Origin of the sequence: Amycolatopsis thailandensis, assembly GCF_002234405.1 — a bacterium.
GTDB lineage: Bacteria > Actinomycetota > Actinomycetes > Mycobacteriales > Pseudonocardiaceae > Amycolatopsis > Amycolatopsis thailandensis.
In genome coordinates this window covers 50,389-69,253 of sequence record NZ_NMQT01000112.1, presented here as the reverse complement: position 1 = coordinate 69,253, position 18,865 = coordinate 50,389, and the positions used below count along the sequence as shown (strand labels likewise).

Annotated in this window: 18 protein-coding genes; 12 read left to right on the top strand and 6 right to left on the bottom strand. The window is 68.1% G+C overall.

Translation table 11 applies throughout. The features are described from left to right. The first annotated feature begins 247 nt into the window (after positions 1-247). From map to CFP71_RS44360, 4 genes are all read left to right on the top strand, one after another. Entirely contained in the window at positions 248-1,069 is an 822-nt protein-coding gene (map, locus tag CFP71_RS30335; protein ID WP_093937381.1) for a type I methionyl aminopeptidase, read from the top strand. A gap of 181 nt (positions 1,070-1,250) precedes the next feature. Further along, positions 1,251-1,601 (top strand): beta/gamma crystallin domain-containing protein, encoded by a 351-nt coding sequence (locus CFP71_RS30330; protein ID WP_093937380.1) that lies wholly within the window; start codon positions 1,251-1,253, stop codon positions 1,599-1,601. A 77-nt stretch (positions 1,602-1,678) separates the two neighbouring features. After that, positions 1,679-6,553: a DUF6531 domain-containing protein gene (locus CFP71_RS30325; RefSeq protein WP_093937379.1), complete on the top strand. Its 4,875-nt coding sequence runs from the start codon at positions 1,679-1,681 to the stop codon at positions 6,551-6,553. Positions 6,554-6,666: 113 nt separating this feature from the next. Next, positions 6,667-6,816: a hypothetical protein gene (locus CFP71_RS44360; RefSeq protein WP_167406331.1), complete on the top strand. Its 150-nt coding sequence runs from the start codon at positions 6,667-6,669 to the stop codon at positions 6,814-6,816. A gap of 16 nt (positions 6,817-6,832) precedes the next feature. On the opposite strand, the gene CFP71_RS30320 is transcribed toward CFP71_RS44360, so the two are convergent. Continuing rightward, positions 6,833-7,513, bottom strand: a complete 681-nt coding sequence (locus CFP71_RS30320; protein ID WP_093937378.1) for a hypothetical protein — start codon at positions 7,511-7,513, stop codon at positions 6,833-6,835. A 298-nt stretch (positions 7,514-7,811) separates the two neighbouring features. On the opposite strand from CFP71_RS30320, the gene CFP71_RS30315 reads away from it, so the two are divergent. After that, on the top strand, positions 7,812-8,177 hold the full coding sequence (locus tag CFP71_RS30315; protein ID WP_093937377.1) for an ArsR/SmtB family transcription factor: 366 nt from the start codon (positions 7,812-7,814) through the stop codon (positions 8,175-8,177). Positions 8,178-8,190: 13 nt separating this feature from the next. Here CFP71_RS30315 and CFP71_RS44355 read toward each other — a convergent pair whose 3' ends face one another. After that, on the bottom strand, positions 8,191-8,352 hold the full coding sequence (locus CFP71_RS44355) for a hypothetical protein (RefSeq protein ID WP_167406330.1): 162 nt from the start codon (positions 8,350-8,352) through the stop codon (positions 8,191-8,193). Positions 8,353-8,648: 296 nt separating this feature from the next. Then, entirely contained in the window at positions 8,649-9,647 is a 999-nt protein-coding gene (locus CFP71_RS30310) for a GlxA family transcriptional regulator (RefSeq protein ID WP_244199892.1), read from the bottom strand. Between the two features lie 120 nt (positions 9,648-9,767). On the opposite strand from CFP71_RS30310, the gene CFP71_RS30305 reads away from it, so the two are divergent. Beyond that, positions 9,768-10,358, top strand: a complete 591-nt coding sequence (locus CFP71_RS30305) for an isochorismatase family protein (protein ID WP_093937375.1) — start codon at positions 9,768-9,770, stop codon at positions 10,356-10,358. Positions 10,359-10,457: 99 nt separating this feature from the next. On the opposite strand, the gene CFP71_RS30300 is transcribed toward CFP71_RS30305, so the two are convergent. Further along, entirely contained in the window at positions 10,458-11,036 is a 579-nt protein-coding gene (locus tag CFP71_RS30300; RefSeq protein WP_093937374.1) for a TetR/AcrR family transcriptional regulator, read from the bottom strand. Positions 11,037-11,132: 96 nt separating this feature from the next. Here CFP71_RS30300 and CFP71_RS30295 point away from each other — a divergent pair, with 96 nt between their 5' ends. The 3 genes from CFP71_RS30295 to CFP71_RS30285 are packed head-to-tail and all read left to right on the top strand — an operon-like array spanning position 11,133 to position 14,052. Further along, entirely contained in the window at positions 11,133-12,413 is a 1,281-nt protein-coding gene (locus tag CFP71_RS30295) for an NADH:flavin oxidoreductase/NADH oxidase family protein (protein ID WP_093937373.1), read from the top strand. Next, entirely contained in the window at positions 12,410-13,141 is a 732-nt protein-coding gene (locus tag CFP71_RS30290; RefSeq protein ID WP_093937372.1) for a type 1 glutamine amidotransferase domain-containing protein, read from the top strand. The genes CFP71_RS30295 and CFP71_RS30290 overlap by 4 nt, the downstream gene beginning before the upstream one ends. Beyond that, positions 13,141-14,052 (top strand): acetoacetate decarboxylase family protein, encoded by a 912-nt coding sequence (locus tag CFP71_RS30285; protein WP_093937371.1) that lies wholly within the window; start codon positions 13,141-13,143, stop codon positions 14,050-14,052. Before CFP71_RS30290 ends, CFP71_RS30285 begins: the two co-directional genes overlap by 1 nt. Here the strand turns inward: CFP71_RS30285 and CFP71_RS30280 are convergent. Together CFP71_RS30280 and CFP71_RS30275 are read right to left on the bottom strand one after the other, a co-directional pair. Then, on the bottom strand, positions 14,043-14,405 hold the full coding sequence (locus CFP71_RS30280; RefSeq protein WP_244199891.1) for an alpha/beta fold hydrolase: 363 nt from the start codon (positions 14,403-14,405) through the stop codon (positions 14,043-14,045). The genes CFP71_RS30285 and CFP71_RS30280 overlap by 10 nt on opposite strands. An 80-nt stretch (positions 14,406-14,485) precedes the next feature. Continuing rightward, entirely contained in the window at positions 14,486-15,061 is a 576-nt protein-coding gene (locus CFP71_RS30275; protein ID WP_093937370.1) for a TetR/AcrR family transcriptional regulator, read from the bottom strand. A gap of 222 nt (positions 15,062-15,283) precedes the next feature. Here CFP71_RS30275 and CFP71_RS30270 point away from each other — a divergent pair, with 222 nt between their 5' ends. Genes CFP71_RS30270 through CFP71_RS30260 form a run of 3 tightly spaced genes read left to right on the top strand, consistent with a single transcriptional unit; the run spans position 15,284 to position 18,856 of the window. Further along, a complete protein-coding gene (locus tag CFP71_RS30270; RefSeq protein ID WP_093937369.1) occupies positions 15,284-15,736 on the top strand; it encodes a (2Fe-2S)-binding protein in 453 nt (150 codons plus the stop codon). Continuing rightward, positions 15,723-16,682 carry an FAD binding domain-containing protein gene (locus CFP71_RS30265; protein ID WP_093937368.1) on the top strand — a complete coding sequence of 320 codons (960 nt, stop codon included), beginning with the start codon at positions 15,723-15,725 and terminating at the stop codon, positions 16,680-16,682. Before CFP71_RS30270 ends, CFP71_RS30265 begins: the two co-directional genes overlap by 14 nt. Next, on the top strand, positions 16,682-18,856 hold the full coding sequence (locus CFP71_RS30260) for a xanthine dehydrogenase family protein molybdopterin-binding subunit (protein ID WP_093937367.1): 2,175 nt from the start codon (positions 16,682-16,684) through the stop codon (positions 18,854-18,856). The genes CFP71_RS30265 and CFP71_RS30260 overlap by 1 nt, the downstream gene beginning before the upstream one ends. The last annotated feature ends 9 nt before the right edge of the window (positions 18,857-18,865 follow it).

Sequence of the window (18,865 nt, the reverse complement as noted above, 5' to 3'; positions counted from 1 at the left end):
CGATTCCGTGAAGGCCTCCTTGAGGGACTCTGGGTCCCTCAAGGAGGCCTTCACGGAAAGCGGCTTCCGCAACGCCGCCTTCCCGGCGGATCGCATCAGGTCGAGGTGGTCGTGAGTGGCAAGTGGGGTTAGAACGACCCAAAACACTCACGACACCGGGCCCACTCAGGAGACACCGTTGGTATTATTATACCGCTCCATGCTAGGCTGCCGGTATGATAATACCAACCCTGGACGTGAGGCTCCCGTGATCGAACTGAAGACGCCCGCCGAGATCGAGCGCATGCACGTGACCGGGCGTTTCGTGGCCGAGGTGCTCACCGAGGTCGGCGAACTCGCCGACGTGGGCGTCAACCTCATGGACCTGGAACACCACGTACGCGGGATGATCGAACGGCGCGGGGCCGAGTCGTGTTACTGGGACTACGCGCCGTCCTTCGGCAAGGGGCCGTTCCGTAACGTCATCTGCCTGGCGGTCAACGACGCGGTCCTGCACGGCCTGCCCCACGACTACGTACTGCGGGACGGCGACGTGCTCACCGCGGACTTCGCGGTCACGATCGACGGCTGGGCGGCCGACTCGGCGCGCACGGTCATCGTCGGGACGGCCGCCGAGCAGGACCTGCGGATCGTCCGAGCCACCGAGGAAGCTCTGGAGGCGGCGATCGACGTGGCGCGTCCGGGCAATCGTCTGGGTGACATTTCGGCGGCCATCGGAGCGGTCGCCCGTGACCACGGCTATCCGGTCAACACCGAGTTCGGCGGCCATGGCATCGGCCGCACCATGCACGAGGAACTCCACGTTCCCAACAAGGGCAAAGCCGGCCGCGGCCTGACGCTCCAGCCGGGGCTCACCCTCGCGCTCGAACCCTGGTTCGCCCGCACGACCGACCGGATCGTCTTCGACCCCGACGGCTGGACCATCCGATCGGCGGACGGCTCGCGTGCGGCGCACACCGAGCACACGGTGGCCGTCACCGAGGACGTCCCCTTGGTGCTCACCCGTCGTGAGCAGGAGGAACCCGTGGCGCGGGCCGGGTCCGATCGGCTGTCCACAAAGGATTCTTGAGTCCTTCGAGTCAGCCGTACGAGTGATCTCGGGCACCTTCCTGCCTCTTCGGTCAGTGTCGGGACGCACAACAGGCAGGGTCACGGACTTTTCGTTCCTCGTCGTTCCAGCGTGGATAGGCTCGCTCCCGCCCCGTGAACGAATGGGCGATCATCCCTGCGAGGAAGGAAATCCAGCCATAATGCGAAAGAGTCTCAAGAGGCTTTCGGTCGTCGGTGCGGCCGCCCTCGGCCTGCTCGTCGCGATTCCGGCGAGCCCCGCCTTCGCCATCGGTGAGGTCGCCTGCGGCAACAGGGACGACTTCGTGAAGCTGGACATTTCGTTCGGCAACGGCATGGGGACCAACAAGTGCTTCGCGAACGCCGGAGTCACCGGCACGAACATCGGCGGCGTCTACAACGTCTTCTCGGGCAACAACAAGGTGACCGTCAACTACGAGCGCAACGGCCGGTACGAGACTTCGACGCTGGGCTACTGGCAGGGTGTGGGCTTCTCCGGCACCGTCCGCGTGTACGAGGTGCGCATCTGGTGACAGCCCGCTGAGCTGTGTCATCCGATGGCCAGGCGGTGTGACGCCGTCCGGCCATCGCTCCATGCTTGAATCAAGTCATGAGCAATCCCCTCGTCGCGCCGGTCAAGGACTCGACAACGGCGGTGTCGGGCGTGCCGTTGCTGGAGGGCGCGCTCGACCTGAAGTCCGCGATCGAGAGTGGCGACTGGGCATCCGTCGCGATGGGCGCCGTGGGGACCGCGCTGGACGCGCTGACAGCGGTGATGGACCCGTTCGGGGCGGTGTTCGCCGCCGGTGTCGGCTGGTTGATCGAGCACGTCGGTCCGTTGAAGGAGGCCCTCAACGCGCTGACCGGCAACGCCGACGAGATCGCGGCGCAGGCGGAGACCTGGACCAACATCGCCAAAGAGCTCGGGGAAGTCTCCGTCGAGCTGGTGGATCTGGTCGAGAAGGACCTCGGCAGCTGGTCGGGTGAAGCCGCTGACGCGTATCGGAAGCAGGCGAAGAACACGGCGACGCTGATCGAGAGCGCGCAGAAGGGCAGCGAAGGCGCGGGCAGCGGGGTGAAGACGGCCGGGGAGGTCGTCGCCGCGGTCCGGACGCTGGTCCGGGACATCATCGCCGAACTCATCGGACATCTGATCTCGTGGGCGTTGCAGGTGGTGTTCACACTCGGGATCGGGCTGGCGTGGGTGGTGCCGCAGGTCGTGGCGGCGGTGGCGAAGACGGCGTCGAAGATCACCGGTCTCACGACGAAGCTGGTGAAGGCGCTCAAGGCCCTCACGCCGTTGCTGAAGAAGGTCGACGATCTGTTCGGTGACGCCGCGAAGGCGTTGAAGAACCTCAAGGGCGGAACGGTCAAGCCGTCCGGCAAGCCCAAGGACATCAAGACCAAATCGCCCGATTCGAAGCCCAAGCCCAACCCGAAGGACGAAAACACCAGCCCGTCGGGAGACCACACCAATCCCTCCGGCGATCACGGTCCGTCCGGGGACAAGGGCAACACCGGTGGCGACAAGGGCGGTTCCGGCGGCGGGGACAAGAACGGCAACACCAACCCCACCGGCGATCACGTCACTCCTTCGGGTTCCGGCGGAGGCTCAGGTGGCGGGACCAAGAGCCCGCCCCCGGGACGCGGGGAGAACCCGCCGAACAAGCCGGCCGCGCCGGACGAACTGAACCTCTGTGGCGACCCGATCGACATCGCCACCGGCGAGGTCGTGATGGTGCAGGACGACCTGTCTCTGGCGGGCCCGCTGCCCATCCGTATCCGCCGTACGCACATGTCGAGCTACCGGGAGGGCACCGGTTTCGGCCCGTCCTGGGCGTCGACCGCCGATCTGCGGCTGGAATTCACCGCCGATCACGCCCATTTCTTCTCCGACGACGGCACGGTCATGATGTTCCCGCGGCCCTTGCCGGGACTGCCGATGGAATCGCTCGCCGGGCCCTCGCGTGTGCTGATGGTGGACGAGGCGGGGCTGTATCGGCTCGTGACCTGGGATTCCGGGATCACGCTGTGCTTCGCGCCGGTGTCCGGCGCCCCGGCGGGAGTGCTGCCGCTGACCGCGTTCGAGCTCGGCGAGGACGGCCCGCGGATCGAGGTGGACCACGACGCCGACGGCGCCGGCGTGCGCTGGCGGCATTCCGACGGACGGGTGCTGGAGATCGACCGCGCACGCGGCCGGATCCACGCGGTGCGGATGACCGATCCGGGCCAGGGCCAGAACGTGGTCGTCATGCGCTACGGCTACGACGACGCCGGAAACCTCACCGAGGTGACCAACTCTTCGGGGCGGGCTCTGCGCTTCGACTACGACCCGCAAGGTCGCCTGGCGGAATGGCAGGACCGCAACGGGATCTGGTACCGCTACATCTATGACGCGGCCGGGCGCTGTGTCCGCACCGTCGGCGATCGGGGTTTCCTCGACTGCGCTTTCGAATACGAGCCGCGGCGGACCCGCTACACCAACTCCCTCGGCCACGTCACGGTCTTCGAGCTCGACGGGGCGCACCACGTGGTGCGCGAGACGGATCCGCTCGGCGCGTCCACGGTTTTCACCTGGGACGACAGGGGCAGGATGCTGTCGAAGACCGACCCGCTCGGCCGCACCACGCGGTTCACCTACAACGCCGATGGTGAGATCTCGAAGGTCACCCGGCCCGACGACACCGTGGTGCTGGTGAACCGCTCCGAGGACGGCGCGGTCGACGGGCTGGTGGCGGACGAGGGTGACCACACCCGTTACCGGGCGTACCCGGATGGCCTTGGGCCGGATCCGCGGCAGGATCCGGTCGGTGTCTCCGGCGGGATCACCATCGACACCGGCCCGGAATCGGACGACCCGGGCACTGAGGACCACGATCTGTTCGGCAGGCCGCGCTCGGTTCCGCACGGCAGGGGACGGGCCCGGATCGGCTGGACCGTCGAGGGGCTTCGGGCCTGGCGGGTCGGCTCGCTGAGCGAGCGGCAGAGCTGGCGCTACGACAGCGAAGGCAACGAGATCGAGCACGTCGATCCGTCGGGGCGCGCGACGCGGCGCGAGTACGGCCCGTTCGACATGCTGACCGCGGAGATCGATCCGGCGGGCGGGCGGACCCAGTACGCCTACGACACCGAGCTGCGGCCTGCCACGGTGACCAACCCCGCCGGGCTGACCTGGACCTACGAATACGATCCGGCGGGTCGTCTCGTCCGGCAGACCGACTTCGACGGCAGGCCGACCACCTACGCCTACGACGCGGCGGGCCAGCTCGTCCGGTCGGTCGACCCCGCCGGCCGGGCGACGGAATACGGCTACGACCTGATCGGCAACCTGGTCCGGATCCGCACCGACGACGCGGAGACCACTTACGCCTACGACGTGGTGGGCGAACTGGTCCGTGCCGATGACGGCGAGTCCGTCGTGGAGTTCGAACGGGACGAGAACGGCCGGACGGTCCGCACCGTCACCGACGGACTCGAAGTGATCTTCGAGTACGACTCGGCGCAAGGCGCCATCAGCCGCCGGACCCCGTCGGGCGCGACCAGCGTCTGGTCCTTCGACAAGGAAGAGCGGCCGAGCGCGTTGTCGACCGCCGATCACCTCGTCGAATACGCCTATGACACCGAAGGCCGCCCGATCGACCGCCGTGTCGACGGAGGTGCCCGGCTTCGGCAGCAGTTCGACGCCGACGACCGGATCGTCGGCCAGACCCTCACCGACGCGACCGGCACCGTACTGCGGCACCGGGAGTTCGCGCGGTCCGCCGACGGCGATCTGACCGCCATCCGCGACGCCGCCGGAGGCGAGTCCTTCGGACGCGACGCGGCCGGACGGATCACCACCCATCTGGTCGACGGCGTGCGCGAAGACGTCGCCTACGACCGCGCCGGGAAGGTCGTGCAATGGGCCACCACGAACGTCGCTTACCCCGAAGCCGGACAGCGCACCTACGAGCGCAACACAGTCACTAGCGCGGGCGTGGTCCGCTACGAACACGATGTGAGCGGTCGCCGTACCGCCCGGCACGAGGGTGACCGGATCTGGCGGTACGAGTGGGACGCGCGTAACCGGCTGACCGGCCTCACCACGCCGGACGGACGCCGCTGGCGGTACCGCTACGACCCGCTCGGCCGCCGCACGGCGAAGGAACTCCTCGGCCCGGACGGCCAGGTCGTCGAGGAGGTGCGCTTCGTCTGGGACGGCAACGCACTGATCGAGCAGGCGCACACCGGGCCGTCAGGCGTCACCGTCACCACCTGGGAGCGGCGGCCGGACACCGAGGAACCGGTCACCCAGACCGACCAAGCCGCCGGATCGGTGCGATTCCAGGCTTTCGTGAACGACTCCATCGGCACGCCGACCGATCTGCTCGACCCGGTCGGCATCCCGAACTGGAGCGGCCGCTGGACACTGTGGGGCCTGCCGTTGCCAGGGACGCCGTTCCCCGGCACACCGCTGCGGTTCCCCGGTCAGTACCTGGACGCGGAGAGCGGGCTCCACTACAACCTGCACCGCTACTTCGACCCGGCCACCGCGCGGTACCTCAGCCAGGATCCGCTCGGCCTCCCCGCCGGGCCCGATCCCGCCGGCTACCCGCACGACCCGACTTCGGGCTCGGATCCGCTCGGCCTGGTGTGGTGTCCCAAGAAACGCAAGTTCGTCGACGGCCCTGGAACCTCCGGAACCGGGCACAACGCGGGCAACACCGGGGGCAGTGCGAAGCGCCCTCGGACCGAGAACGACAACGCCAACCGCGGTGGCCGCACCAAGAACCAGGCGGGGACCACCGAAGAGGTCACGGCCACCTACGACAAGAACTCCACGCGCGGGAAGGATTTCGTCAACCAGCCGGACAAGAACCAGGTCACCGACGTAGACAAGCTGAACGAAAACTCGGTCATCCACAACAAGGTGGACACGGACGGGTCGGTGTACGGGGAGAACAAGCTGAGCGACGAGCTCGTGGAGACCCTGGAGAACACCCGAAGGAACAAACCCGACGCGGACGGGAACCAGTTCCTGAGGGCCGACGAGAAGTGGATCCGCGGGCACCTCGAGAACGGCGACATGGGCGGACCTGGCACCGCCGACAACATGATCCCGCTGACCCACACCGCGAACATGAACTACAAGAAGCTCGAATCGAGCCTGCACACCTTCGTGGACATCAACCCCGCCCTGGCGAGACGGGACGCCTCAGACATCGCCATCGACTTCAAGGTCAAGCCCAGCGACGAGGTGAAGTTCCCCAAATCCGACAACGACTTCGAACGCGGCATCCGCGATCACGTCGAGATCAACACCCAGTACACCGGGATCACCCCGGACATCGCCAAACGGCTGATGAACAGCAAGATGGACGTCCCGCTGCCGGACCTGCCCCCGCTGGGCACCAAGTTCGACACCATCAGCGGCAAGTTCACCAAGCCCGACGGCACCGAGTGGATCAAGAACCCGAAGGGGCACGACCTCAGCCAGTACCTGTGAGCGCCGCTGTGACGGGAAATTCGGCCGAAAAACCCGAATTACGCCCCGTCACTGTGATGCGGCCGTTAGAGTGATGGGTCGCAGTAGCCGTCACTCTTGAGGAGCAGCAGTTCATGATCGCCGACAGTGCGAATCAGCAGAGCGTGACCTTCCCGCAGGAAGCGACGCCGATCTTCGATCTCGTCGCGAAGATGGTGTTGCGGAAGCAGGCAGAAGACGAGCGCGACCTCGACCGCGAAGCCGGTCTCGCGACCTCGGCGTAGCTTCGGCTCGCCGAGGTCATTCGGCGGATCTGCCCGCCGCGCGGAGTTCCGCGGCGGTACGGCGGGCGTGGGCAAGGCCGTCGAGGATCCATTGTGGCGGTTGCCGGTCGTTGGTCGCGATCCGCTCGTAGGCGGCGACCAGCCTTTCCGCGATCTTCAGCCTGGTGTCCGCGGCCGCCGGTTCGCGTTCCGTCTCGGTCTCGCCCTGCTCGGACGGGATCGTGACGAGGGCGAGGTGCGAGGCAGGCGGGGGAGTCGCACCCGCTCCGGCCTCGGCCGGAGCTTCGGGTTGCCGTTCCGGGACAAGCGAGCGGCGCAGCCTGAAGGACGTCTGCCGTGTACGCCCCGGCACGCCTTCGCGGCGTGCGTCTTGTGAGGGAAAGGGATCCGCCCGGAACCGCGCGACCGCGGGCCAATACCGCGTACGCGCGGACTGCGGTGTCGCGTCGTCGAGCGAGCGGGAGATCTCCTGCCAGGTCTTTCCGTCGAGCCTCGCGGCGACCACGGCCGCGTCGAGGATCTGCTGAGCCATCCCGATCAGGTCCGAATGGTCCGGTGTGGCCCGCGTCGTCTCCTGATCGGCTGCCGCGCCCGCCCGGGCGGCGTTCGCGGCGAGGTCGGCCAGTTCTGCCGCGTGGGCGGCGAGCATCAGATGGGCCCGGGTGGCAGCGGCGGGCGCGGGGCGGCGTGTCGTCACCGTGCGCTCCTCGCGACGGGCCGGGCGGCGCTCGTGCGCCGGTAGGCCGACAAGGGGCTCGCGGAATCCCGCATGCCGTGGCTCACAGGTGTTCTCACCTTCTCTGGGTGTGCAGACTTGCATAAGTATGCAATTCAACGGTGTGTGCTGAGGTTGAAGAAAACGCAGGCTATGCCCTGATCGGGTGCGGTCCCGCCGGTTCCGCGCGGGGTGTTGTTTCGCGGGCGGCCTGGTCGGGCACGATTGTTGTCATGCGGACGGCCGGACCGATCCTTCCCCGTGCAGCGGAGGGATACCGATGAGCAGACCCCTGTACCAAGTGAAGGCGGAATTCTTCAAGACGTTGGGGCACCCCGTCCGGATCCGCGTGCTCGAACTCCTCAGCGAGCGGGACCATCACGTCTCGGAACTGCTCGCTGACCTCGGCATCGAGCCCGCCAACCTCTCCCAGCAACTCGCGGTGCTGCGCCGGGCTAAACTGGTGGTGCCCCGCAAGGACGGTACGACCGTGTCCTACTCGCTGACCAGTCCGTCGGTGGCCGAACTGCTCGCCGTCGCGCGCGGAATTCTCACCAGTGTCATCACCGGCCAAATGGAATTGCTCGACGATCTGCAGAATTCCGCCGCGTCTTCCGATGGTCCGAATTCGCCGGAAACGGGATGAATGGCCACAAGGATTACCGGGGCGCGCGATCGTTGTCGATTTCCTGACCGGTGTCGGCATGCTTCCCGGTCAATTCCGAATTGCCGTCGCCGCCTCGTGAGGCCGCTCGCCTGGTTTCCTCGACCAGCGAGTCGAAGATGGGGGTCCCGCACTGCTCCACATGGTCCTCCGTCATGGCAGTTCGTCGTGCCCGGTCATCTTGCCCCGGAGCGGTTGCTCGATCCAGTCACGCCGGGCAATGCACTCGATAGAGCTCACCCTCGGGGGTGAGCTATTCACTCATGTGAAAATCAAGTGTAGGACACGCCTCGGTTCGCCCTCTTTCCGGACTCGTGGGCGTCCGTTTGCGGAAATAACGGTTCCGGTTCGTGATGTGGTGCGGGAAAAGGATTTCCGGGTGTCCGACGGAGGCCGCCGGGACCCAAGGTCGCAAAAGCCGCTTTCGGGGCGCCTAACGCTGTGAAGGTGCCTTCACAGACCGGGCCTGAGGCCGACCGCGGCCGGCTCGGCGTGCGACGTCGGCCCGGCGAACTCGACCCGGTAGCGCGTCGGCGTGGTGCCCAGCGCGGTGGCGAAGTGCTCGCGCAACCGGGCCGGAGTGCCGAAACCGGACTGCGCGGCGACGGCGTCCACGCCGAGCGCGGTCGTTTCGAGCAGGTGACGGGCTCGCGCGAGGCGTTGTGCCACCAGCCAATGGTGAACCGTGGTCCCGGTCCTGGCGCGGAAGGCGCGGGTGAAGCTGCTCCGGCTCATATGTGCTCGCGCGGCGAGCCCGTCGATGCTGTGCTGAGTGTCCAAACAGGACTGGACCCAGTTAATCACCTGGGTGAGAGGGTCGTCGTCCGGGGCGGGCACCGGAAGTTCGATGAACTGGGCCTGGCCGCCGGGGCGGTGCGGCGCGGCGACGATCCGGCGGGCGACGCGGTTGGCGACGACCTGACCAGCCGTGCGAGCGAGCAGGTGCAGACAGGTGTCGATTCCGGCGGTCGCGCCCGCGCCGGTCACGACGTCGCCTTCGTCCACGTACAGCTCTTCAGGGCGCAGTTCCACTGAAGGGAAGCGCCTCCGGAACGTTTCGACCCATTTCCAGTGGGTGGTCGCGGCGCGCCCGTCGAGGATGCCGGCGTCGGCGAGGGCGAAGACTCCCAGGCAGAGCCCGACGACGAGCGCCCCGCGCTCGTGCGCGGTCCGGAGCGCGGCGGACACGGGGGAAGGTGTCGGGGACTCCGGGTCGGACCACCACGGCACGACGACGATATCGGCTTCAGCGAGCGCGTCGAGCCCTGCGGGGACGTCGATGGCGTAGCCGGCGCTCGTGGGCAGGCTGCCCGCGTCCAGGGCGATGACTGTGATCGGCCACGGTTCCATGTCTCCCGCCGGCGATTCCGGTCCCCACACCAGCGACGGCACGGCGAGATGGAACGGGCTGATCCCTTCGAACGCCAGGACGGCCACACGCGGAGCGCTCATCGATCTTCCTTCTCGCGGATGTCGGCCGATCTCGACCATGGCTGACCCGAAACCGTATCTCGATATCGGATCGGGTCAGCCATCATGGTAGCCGTACCCACCGAAAGCGAAGGAAACACGATGACCAGCACCACTCTCCGCGAAATCAGCACCTTGCCGACGACTCCGGCGACGCTCTCGGACTCGACGGTGATCCTCGTCGATTACCAGAACACCTACACCCGCGGCGTGATGGAACTCGACGGCTGGGAAGCGGCGCTCGACGAGGCCGCCACCCTGCTGGCCCGCGCACGGGCCGAGGGCGCGACGGTCATCCACGTCATGCACGACGGTGGCGAGGGCAGCCCGTACGACCTCAAGCAGGACATCGGCCGGATCCACGAGCGCGTGGTCCCGGCCCCGGGTGAGCAGGTCGTGGTGAAGACCGCGCCGAACTCGTTCGTCGGAACCGAGTTGGGGGAACTGGTCGACGCCGCCGGGCATCAGAACGTCGTCGTGGCCGGATTCATGACTCACATGTGCGTCACCTTCACCGCGGAAGGCGCGTTCCTGCGCGGAAACGCCCCGACCGTGGTGGCCGCCGCCTGCGCGACCCGCGCGCTTCCGTCCGCCGCCGGACCGGTGACCGCGGCCGAGCAGCACCGTGCCGCGCTTGCCACGATCGGTGATCTCTACGCCGTCGTCGTCCCGTCCACGGCCGAACTCGGCTGATCGGCCTCAGCCGATCCCGGTGCGCTTTCGGAAGGACACCTGGAATCTGTCGGTGTGTCTCGCTACCGTGCCCACGTTGTCGAACTGGGCCGCGAGTAGTCACCTGCCCACGGACAACAAAGCTCGAACAGCGCCGCGGACGCGGCTCGCGGCTTCTTCGGGGGTGGTGGCGTCGAGCTTGCCGTCGAGTTGCAGGAACGCGAGACCGTGGACGACAGCCCAGACGGCGATCGAGAACGCGTCCGGATCGGCGTCCGGGAACACGCCGCCGACGATGCTCTTGAGGTAGCCGTTGATGGCGGCGGTCGCGGCGGCGCGCTCCTCGTCTCCGGGATCGCAGGGCTCGGTGAACATCACCTTGAACAGTGCCGGGTGATCGATGGCGAAGGTGACGTAGGCGACGGCGATCTCGACCAGGTCTTCGGGTGTCTCGGGTGCCGGATGGGCTGCGGCCAGCTTGACGGCAAGTTCGCGGTAGCCCTCGGCCGCGACAGCCGAGGCAAGGGCGTCGCGGTCCGCGAAATGCCGGTACGGGGCCGTCGCCGAGACACCGGCGCGTCGCGCCACCGCCCGCAGCGACAGGCTCGAGTCGCCGGTTTCCTCCAGCAGCTCCCGTGCCGCGCGGATGCAGGCTTCCCGTAGGTCGCCGTGGTGGTACGACGCGTTCGCTTGCGACACGGATCACCCTCCCTGATGTTTACAGTGCACACATCGTCTGGTTAATGTGAGCACTGCACACATTGTAGGCGAGGGAGATCCGAGAGGAGAAACGGGATGACGAGCGCGCTGTTCTCACCGCTGCGGCTGCGATCCGGCCCGGTACTGGGCAACCGGATCGCGAAGGCGGCCATGGAGGAGAACATGGCCGGTGATGGGCAGCTGCCCGGCGAGTCCCTGCTGGAGTTGTACCGGCGCTGGGGCAAGGGCGGCGCCGGGCTGCTGATCACGGGAAACGTCATGGTGCACGCCGAGGCGCTGACCGGCCCGGCCGGTGTGGTGCTCGACGCCGCGGCCCCGTTGGAGCCGTTCGCCGAATGGGCCGCGGCGGGCAAGGCGGGCGGCGCGGCGATGTGGATGCAGATCAACCACCCCGGTCGCCAGGTGCAGGCCGACATGCCCGGCGTCGTCTGGGGTCCGTCGGCGGTCGGCGTCGACCTCGGACGGCACAGCAGCCGCTTCGGGCGTCCCAGCGCGATGACCCCGGCGCAGATCGAGGCCACCGTCGCGAGGTTCGCGGTCACGGCTGCCCGGGCCGAAGAGGCGGGTTTCGACGGCGTGGAGATCCACGCCGCGCACGGCTACCTGCTGTCGCAGTTCCTCTCGCCGCTGGTCAATCAGCGTGACGACCGGTGGGGCGGCTCGTTGCCGAACCGCGCCAGGATGTTGCTGGACGTCGTGCGCGCTGTTCGCGAGGTCGTCTCGCCGTCGTTCGCCGTCGCGGTCAAACTCAACTCCGCCGATTTCCAGCGCGGCGGATTCGACGAGGACGACGCTCGCGAGGTGATCGCGTTGCTCGAACCGCTCGGTGTCGACCTGGTCGAGCTTTCCGGTGGCAGCTACGAGAGCCCGGCGATGTCCGGCCGTCCCGCGGACGCGCGGACCCAGGCCCGCGAGGCCTACTTCCTGGATCTGGCGCGGGATCTGGTGAAGACGAGTCCGCTGCCGCTGATGCTGACCGGCGGCATCACCCGGCGCGACACGGCCGAACGTGTCCTCGGCGGTGGCGTCGCCGTGGCGGGAATGGGCACCGCGCTGGCCATCACCCCGGATCTGCCGAACCGGTGGCGGCAGGGCGGCGAGGCCGGTCGGAACCTGCGGCCGGTGACGTGGTCGGACAAAGCGCTCGCTTCGGCCGCGAGCATGGCGCAGGTCCGGCATCAGTTGCGCCGCATCGCTCGCGGCCGCCGTCCGGCGCCCGGCACTCACCCGGCCTGGGCGCTGCTCGCCGAGCGACGTCGGCAGCGGAGCGCGTTGCGCGGCTACCGTGCCTGGCTGTCCACAAGGGAGCACGATGTGGACGCCATGCCCGAAGTGACCGGAAAGGCGAAACGATGACGCAAGTTCTGTTCGTGATCTCGGCCGCGGACCGCTGGACACTCGACGACGGCACCGTTCACCCATCCGGGTACTGGGCCGAAGAAGTCGCTGTACCGCACCGGATCTTCTCGGAAGCGGGCTGGGAAATCACCGTCGCGACGCCAGGTGGGAAGGCCCCGACGCTCGACCGGCTCAGCCTCGGCGTCGCCGGCGGGATGCCGGGCAAACGCCGCGAGGTGAAGGCCTACCTCGACAGCATCGAAAGCACGCTCGCGCATCCGGCCGCGCTCGATTCGGTCGACGCGAACGAGTTCGACCTCGTGTTCTATCCCGGCGGCCACGGTCCGATGGAGGATCTCGCCTACGACGCCACTTCCGGCGCGCTGCTGGCCGAGCGGTTGGCTTCCGGGAAGCCGCTCGCCCTGTTGTGTCACGCACCGGCCGCGATCCTCGCGGCCACTAGGGCCGACGGTACTTCGCCCTTCGCCGGATACCGGATGACGGGACTGTCCAACCGGGAGGAACTGCTCAACCGGTTCGCGAAGAAGGCGCCGTGGTTGCTGGAAGACCGGTTGAAGGACGCGGGCGTCGAATACTCCAAGGGGCTGATTCCGCTGCGTCCCCACGTCGTGGTCGACAGGAACCTCTACACCGGACAGAACCCGCAATCCTCGAAGGACCTGGCCTCCCGGCTCCTCGCCGATGTGGGCAGCTCCGCCTCGGACGGACCTCTAGGAGTTCACTGATGGCAGCGACACAGCAGGAAACAATCGAAGTCGATCTGGGCGGTCGCACGGTCCCGGTCCCGAAAGGCGGCCTCTACGACCGATACCGGATGAACACCGAACTCGACGACGTCGCCCGCGACCCGCGGGTTCCCGGCGTCGAGTTCTTCCGGCGGCTGCCGAAGACCAGGGTTGACTCGCGAATCGGCCCCACGCTCACGCCGAACTTCTACTACCGGATTTCGACGGCCCGGCTCACGATGATCGCCCGCTCACGGGCGATCCGTGCCCGCCTGCCACGGGCGCTGGCACCGTTGGAGATCGCGCCGGGCTTCGGGCTGGTCTCGGTCATGTTCTTCCGCTACGACGTGTGCGACATCGACTTCTACACCGAAGCCGCGGTCGGCATCGCCGTCAGGCCGGCGCGCCACGGCAAGCTGGGGCTCGTCGACCTCGTGGCTGGGCTCAAGAACGACCACCTCGACACCTACGTACTCTCGCTGCCGGTCAACACCGAGATCGCCCAGGTTCGCGGCCACGACGGGTACGGCTTCCCGAAATGGGTCACCGAGCTCGATGTCGACATCGACGCGGACCGCACCAGCGCAAGGGTCGCCGACGACGCCGGTGAAACCGACATCTCACTTTCGGCGGCTACTCCCGCTCAGTCCACCTATCCGACGGGAAGCCGGGTTTCGGCGCTCACCTCGTACACCACGATCGACGGTGCGTGGCATTCGACGCTGAGCCAGACCAACGTGCTCTCCGCCGGGACAGCGCGCTTCCCGCGCGATGTCACCCTCCACTTGGGACAAGGGCGGATGACGGAAGACCTGCGCTCGCTCCACCCGATCAAGACCGTCCAGTTCGACGTCGTCACCGAAGGGCAGCTCGCCCTGCATCTCCCGGCGCCGATCTCGGTTCAGGGCTGAGGGTTCGCGAAGAAACCGGCCAAGGTTTGGGCGATCGGCCCCGGGGCGTTTTCGGTGGGGATGTGGCTCGCGCCTGGGACCCTGATGAGCGTGGTCCGCGGGATCTCCGAGGCGAACTTCTCGGCGCTCTCGTCCCAGATCAGCGTCTTGGGCGTCGTGGACCGCCGCAACGCGGGAACGAGATCGAGGGTGTGACGGCTTTCGGCGGCGCCTGCCATGGCCAGCCAGGAGCGGCGGGACCGTGGATCGGCCCACGGTTCACGGCCGTCCCGCCCCGCGGTCAGGCAGCTGATCGTTTCGCCGTCGCCCTGGACGGTGGTCCGCCTGACGCCGATCTCAGTGGCTTTGCCCATGAGACCACTGTGGATCCGGGCCGGCTTCCGGTCGAGGGGCCGGAAAGTCATTCATCGTCGCATTCCTGCCAGGCGTCCCGTCAGGCCTGGGAGGTGCCCATCCCACGCCACAACAGGTCGAGCAGGCTCGCGACGTCGCGCCGCCACTCGCCGTTCGGGTCGAGGTACAGCAGGCCGCCCAGGCCGCGCAAGACGGTCTCGGGTGCCAGGTCCGCGCGGACGGTGCCGGCGTCGACGTTGGCTTTCAGCAGTGTGAAGACCGCGCCGACCATCGCCTCGTAGGCCCCGGCGGGCAATTCGCCGCGGGAGCTGGTCACGGCGCGCAGGGCGTCGGCCAGTCCGCGTTTGGTCATCATGTAGTGCGCCAAGTGATCGGTCGTCCACGTCCGGAAAGCCTGCTCCGGCGGATGCTTGTCGAGCAGGGTCGGCACGATGTCGACGAGCTGGCGCACCTCGCGCTCGTAGACCGCCAGGATGAGGGCCTCCGGGGTGGGGAAGTGCCGGTACACCGTGCCGACGCCGACTTCGGCCTGCTTCGCGATGGCGTTGAACGAGACCTCGCCCGACCCGGCCAAGGACTTCGCCGCGGTGGCGAGGATGCGCTCGTGGTTGCGCCGGGTGTCCGCGCGCCGGGGATTCACCGATCCCGTCGTCATCGCCCCTCCTGTTCGCCGATCCCGTTCCCCGGTGAATGTAGCCGAAGAATCCGAGGACCTGGAGCGACTCCAGGAGCCGACGTCGACATTGCGGAGCGGATCGGGTTCCGCTAACTTGAAAGTGAAGCGGATTAATATCCGGTTCACTTCACGACTGACTCCCCACCACCTCAACCTACGCCGTCGGGCTCTCGGCCCGCACGATCGGCGGAAAGAGATCCAGTGGACATCTCACTCGAAGTCAATGGCAGGACGGAACAGCTGAGCGTCGATCCCGGGGTGACACTGCTGGACACGCTGCGGGAACGGCTCTCGGTCACCGGCCCGAAGAAGGGCTGCGACAGAGGGCAGTGCGGCGCCTGCACGGTGCACGTCGGCGGACGGCCGGTGCTCTCCTGTCTCACCTTGGCCGCCACCGTGAAACAGCCGGTGACCACGGTCGAGGCGTTGTCCACAGTGGACGGATTGCATCCGGTTCAGCAGGCGTTCGTCGACCAGGACGCCCTCCAGTGCGGATTCTGCACCTCCGGGCAGATCATGTCGGCGGTCGCGGCCGTCGAGCAGGACGTCGAGGACGTCCGCGAGTTCATGTCCGGCAACCTCTGCCGATGCTCGGCCTACCCGAACATCATCGCGGCGGTCGAGCAGGCGAGGCGGGCCGATGCGTCCCTTTGAGCTGCTCGCACCCGAGACCGTCGAGGACGCGGTCGCCTCACCCGGCACCTTCCTGGCGGGCGGGACCACACTCGTCGACCTGATGAAACTCAACGTCCTCACTCCACCGCAGGTGCTGGACATCAACGCGGTGCCGTTGCGCGGCATCGACACCGACGACGGGCTGCGGTTCGGCGCGCTGGAGCGGATGAGCGACATCGCCGGACATCCCGGCGTGTACCCGGCGATTTCGCGGGCGCTGCTGCTCAGCGCCTCCCAGCAGATCCGGAACATGGCCAGCATCGGCGGGAACCTGATGCAGCGCACGCGCTGCTCGTACTTCCGGGACGTCGCCATGCCGTGCAACCGGCGGGTTCCCGGCAGCGGCTGCCCGGCGATTTCGGGCGCCAACCGGATGCACGCCGTGCTGGGCACGAGCGATTCGTGCGTGGCGACCCACGCCAGTGACGTGGCCGTCGCCCTGGTCGCTCTCGACGCGCGGCTCCGGCTGGTCAGCGAGACCGGGACCCGCACGGTCGAACTGGGCTCGTTCTACCGTCAGCCTGGTGACACCCCCGAGGTGGAGAACGACCTGCGCCCCGGTGAACTGATCGCCGAGGTCGTCGTCCCTCGCCTGGACTGGGCGTCGAACTCGACTTACGTCAAGGTGCGGGACAGGCAATCCTACGAGTTCGCGCTGTGCTCCGCCGCGGTCGCGCTGCACGTCGAAGACTCGCGCATCGTCGATGCCCGGGTCGCGGCCGGTGGTGTCGCGACCGTGCCGTGGAGGCTGCCCACGGTCGAGGAGGCCTTGCGTGGCGCGCCCACGACCGTCGCCGCGTTCGAAGAGGCGGCGGCGCTGGCCACCGAGGGTGCGCGGCCGTTGTCCGCGAACGGATTCAAACCGTCCTTGCTACGCCGGACGATCGTCCGCGCGCTGCTGGAACTGACCGAGGGGAGCCGCTGATGACCAGCCGGGTGGACGGGCCGCTGAAGGTCACCGGCCGGGCCGATTACGGGGCGGACCACACCTTCCCCGGATTGGTCTACGGCTACGTCGTGCTCAGTACGATCGCGCACGGCGAGATCGAGGCGATGGACGTCACGGAGGCGAAGGGCGCTCCGGGCGTGCTCGGCGTGTACTCGCCGTTCGATCCCCTGGAGCTGCGCACACCGACCACGGCGTTCATGGGCGAGACCTGGGTTCCTCTGCAGGACAAGGAAGTCGCCTACTACGGCCAGCCGATCGGCTTCGTCGTCGCCGCGACCTACGAGCAGGCACGTGACGCGGCGATGCTGGTCGAGGTCTCCTATCGGTCCAGGCCCGCGCTGACTTCGCTGGAGGACGGCCTCGCCACGGCCGAGGACGCGCCGGACTCGCGGGGTGGGCCTTCCTCGCTCGCCGTGCTCGCCCCTGGGGTCGAGTCCATCGAGGAGGCGCTGGCCGCGAGCCCGGTGGTCGTCGAGGCGACGTACTCCACCGCTACCCAGAACCACGCCGCGATGGAACCGCATTCCGCGGTCGCGGTGTGGGGACCCGACGGCCTGACGATCCACAGTGGAAACCAGGCATCCGATCTCCAATCGGCGGAGCTGGCCGCGGCGCTGGACGTGAGCCCGGCCGACGTGCACGCGGTGAACCCGTTCGTGGGCGGGGCGTTCGGCGGCAAGGGCCGCACGTCCGTGCCGGCGTTCCTGGCCGCGGCGGCGGCGAGGGCCCTGGACAGGCCGGTGAAGGCCGCGCTCAGCCGGGAACAGGTCTTCACCGCGACGGCGGGCCGCGCCGCGACGGTGCAGAAGATCGCCCTCGGCGCGGAGCACGATGGCACGCTCAACGCCCTGCGTCACGACTCCTGGTGCAGCACGGCGGCGGACCGGTCGTTCGTCGAGCCGACGTCACACGGCACTTCGCGCGAGTGGTACGCGACCCGGAACCTGGCGATCAGCCAGAAGATCGTGCCGCTCAACGTGCCTCCGACGACGTTCATGCGGGCGCCGGGGGAGGCGCCCGGGTCCTTCGCGCTGGAGAGCGCGATCGACGAGCTCGCGGTGGCGATGAAGATGGATCCGATCGAGCTGCGTCAGCGGAACAACTCGAACGCGCCGCCCGGCAACGATCTGCAATGGTCGAGCAAGCATCTCGACGAATGCTTCCGCATCGGTGCCGACCGCTTCGGCTGGGCGGACCGCTCACCGCAGGGAAAGACCGACGGGGACTGGCTCGTGGGCGTCGGCACGGCCACCGCCATGTTCCCCGCGCTGCGGTTCCCGGCCACGGTCGGGGTCACCCTGCTGCCCGACGAAACGGCTGTCGTCGCGACCAGCGGGGCGGACCCTGGAACAGGGCTGCTGACCGTACTTTCCTTGGTGGGCGGGGAATCCCTCGACATCTCGCCGGATCGAGTGGTGCCGCGGCTCGGTGACTCGACGTTGCCGCCGGGTGGCATGTCGGGCGGTTCGACGGCGACCGCGAGCGCGGGATCGGCCATCATGATCGCCGCCGCCAAAGCGATCGACGATCTGTTGAAGCTGGCATCCGCACCGGGAGCGCCGTTCGAGGGCATGGACGTCTCCTACGCGGACGGCAAGGTGTTCGCCGAGGGCCGGACGATGACGTTCGGCGAGCTGCTGCGGGCGCTGAACCTGCCGTCGCTCTCCGTGGCCGGTTCGTCGGCGCCCGGCGAAGAGCTGACGAAGCATTCGTTCAGCTCGTTCGGCGCCCAGTTCTGCGAAGTCCGTGTGCACAAGTGGACGCGGGAGATCCGCGTGTCCCGCATGCTCGGCGTGTTCGACGCGGGCCGGGTCATCAATCCGACGGCCGCGCGGAGCCAGATCGTCGGAGGCATGATCTGGGGAGTCTCGGCCGCGCTGCACGAGGGGCTGGAAATCGAGGCCGACGGTCGATTCGCCAACGGTGACTTCGCGAGTTACCTGATTCCGGTGAACGCGGACATCCCCGACGTCGACGTCCACTTCGTGGAGTACCCGGACACGTTGCACAACCCGGTCGGCGCGAAGGGCCTGGGGGAGATCGGCATCGTCGGGATGGCGGCGGCCGTCGCGAACGCCGTCCACAACGCCACCGGCATCCGGGTGCGGCACATCCCCATCCAGATCGAGGACCTGCTCGACGAGTCGTAGCGTCGGGTA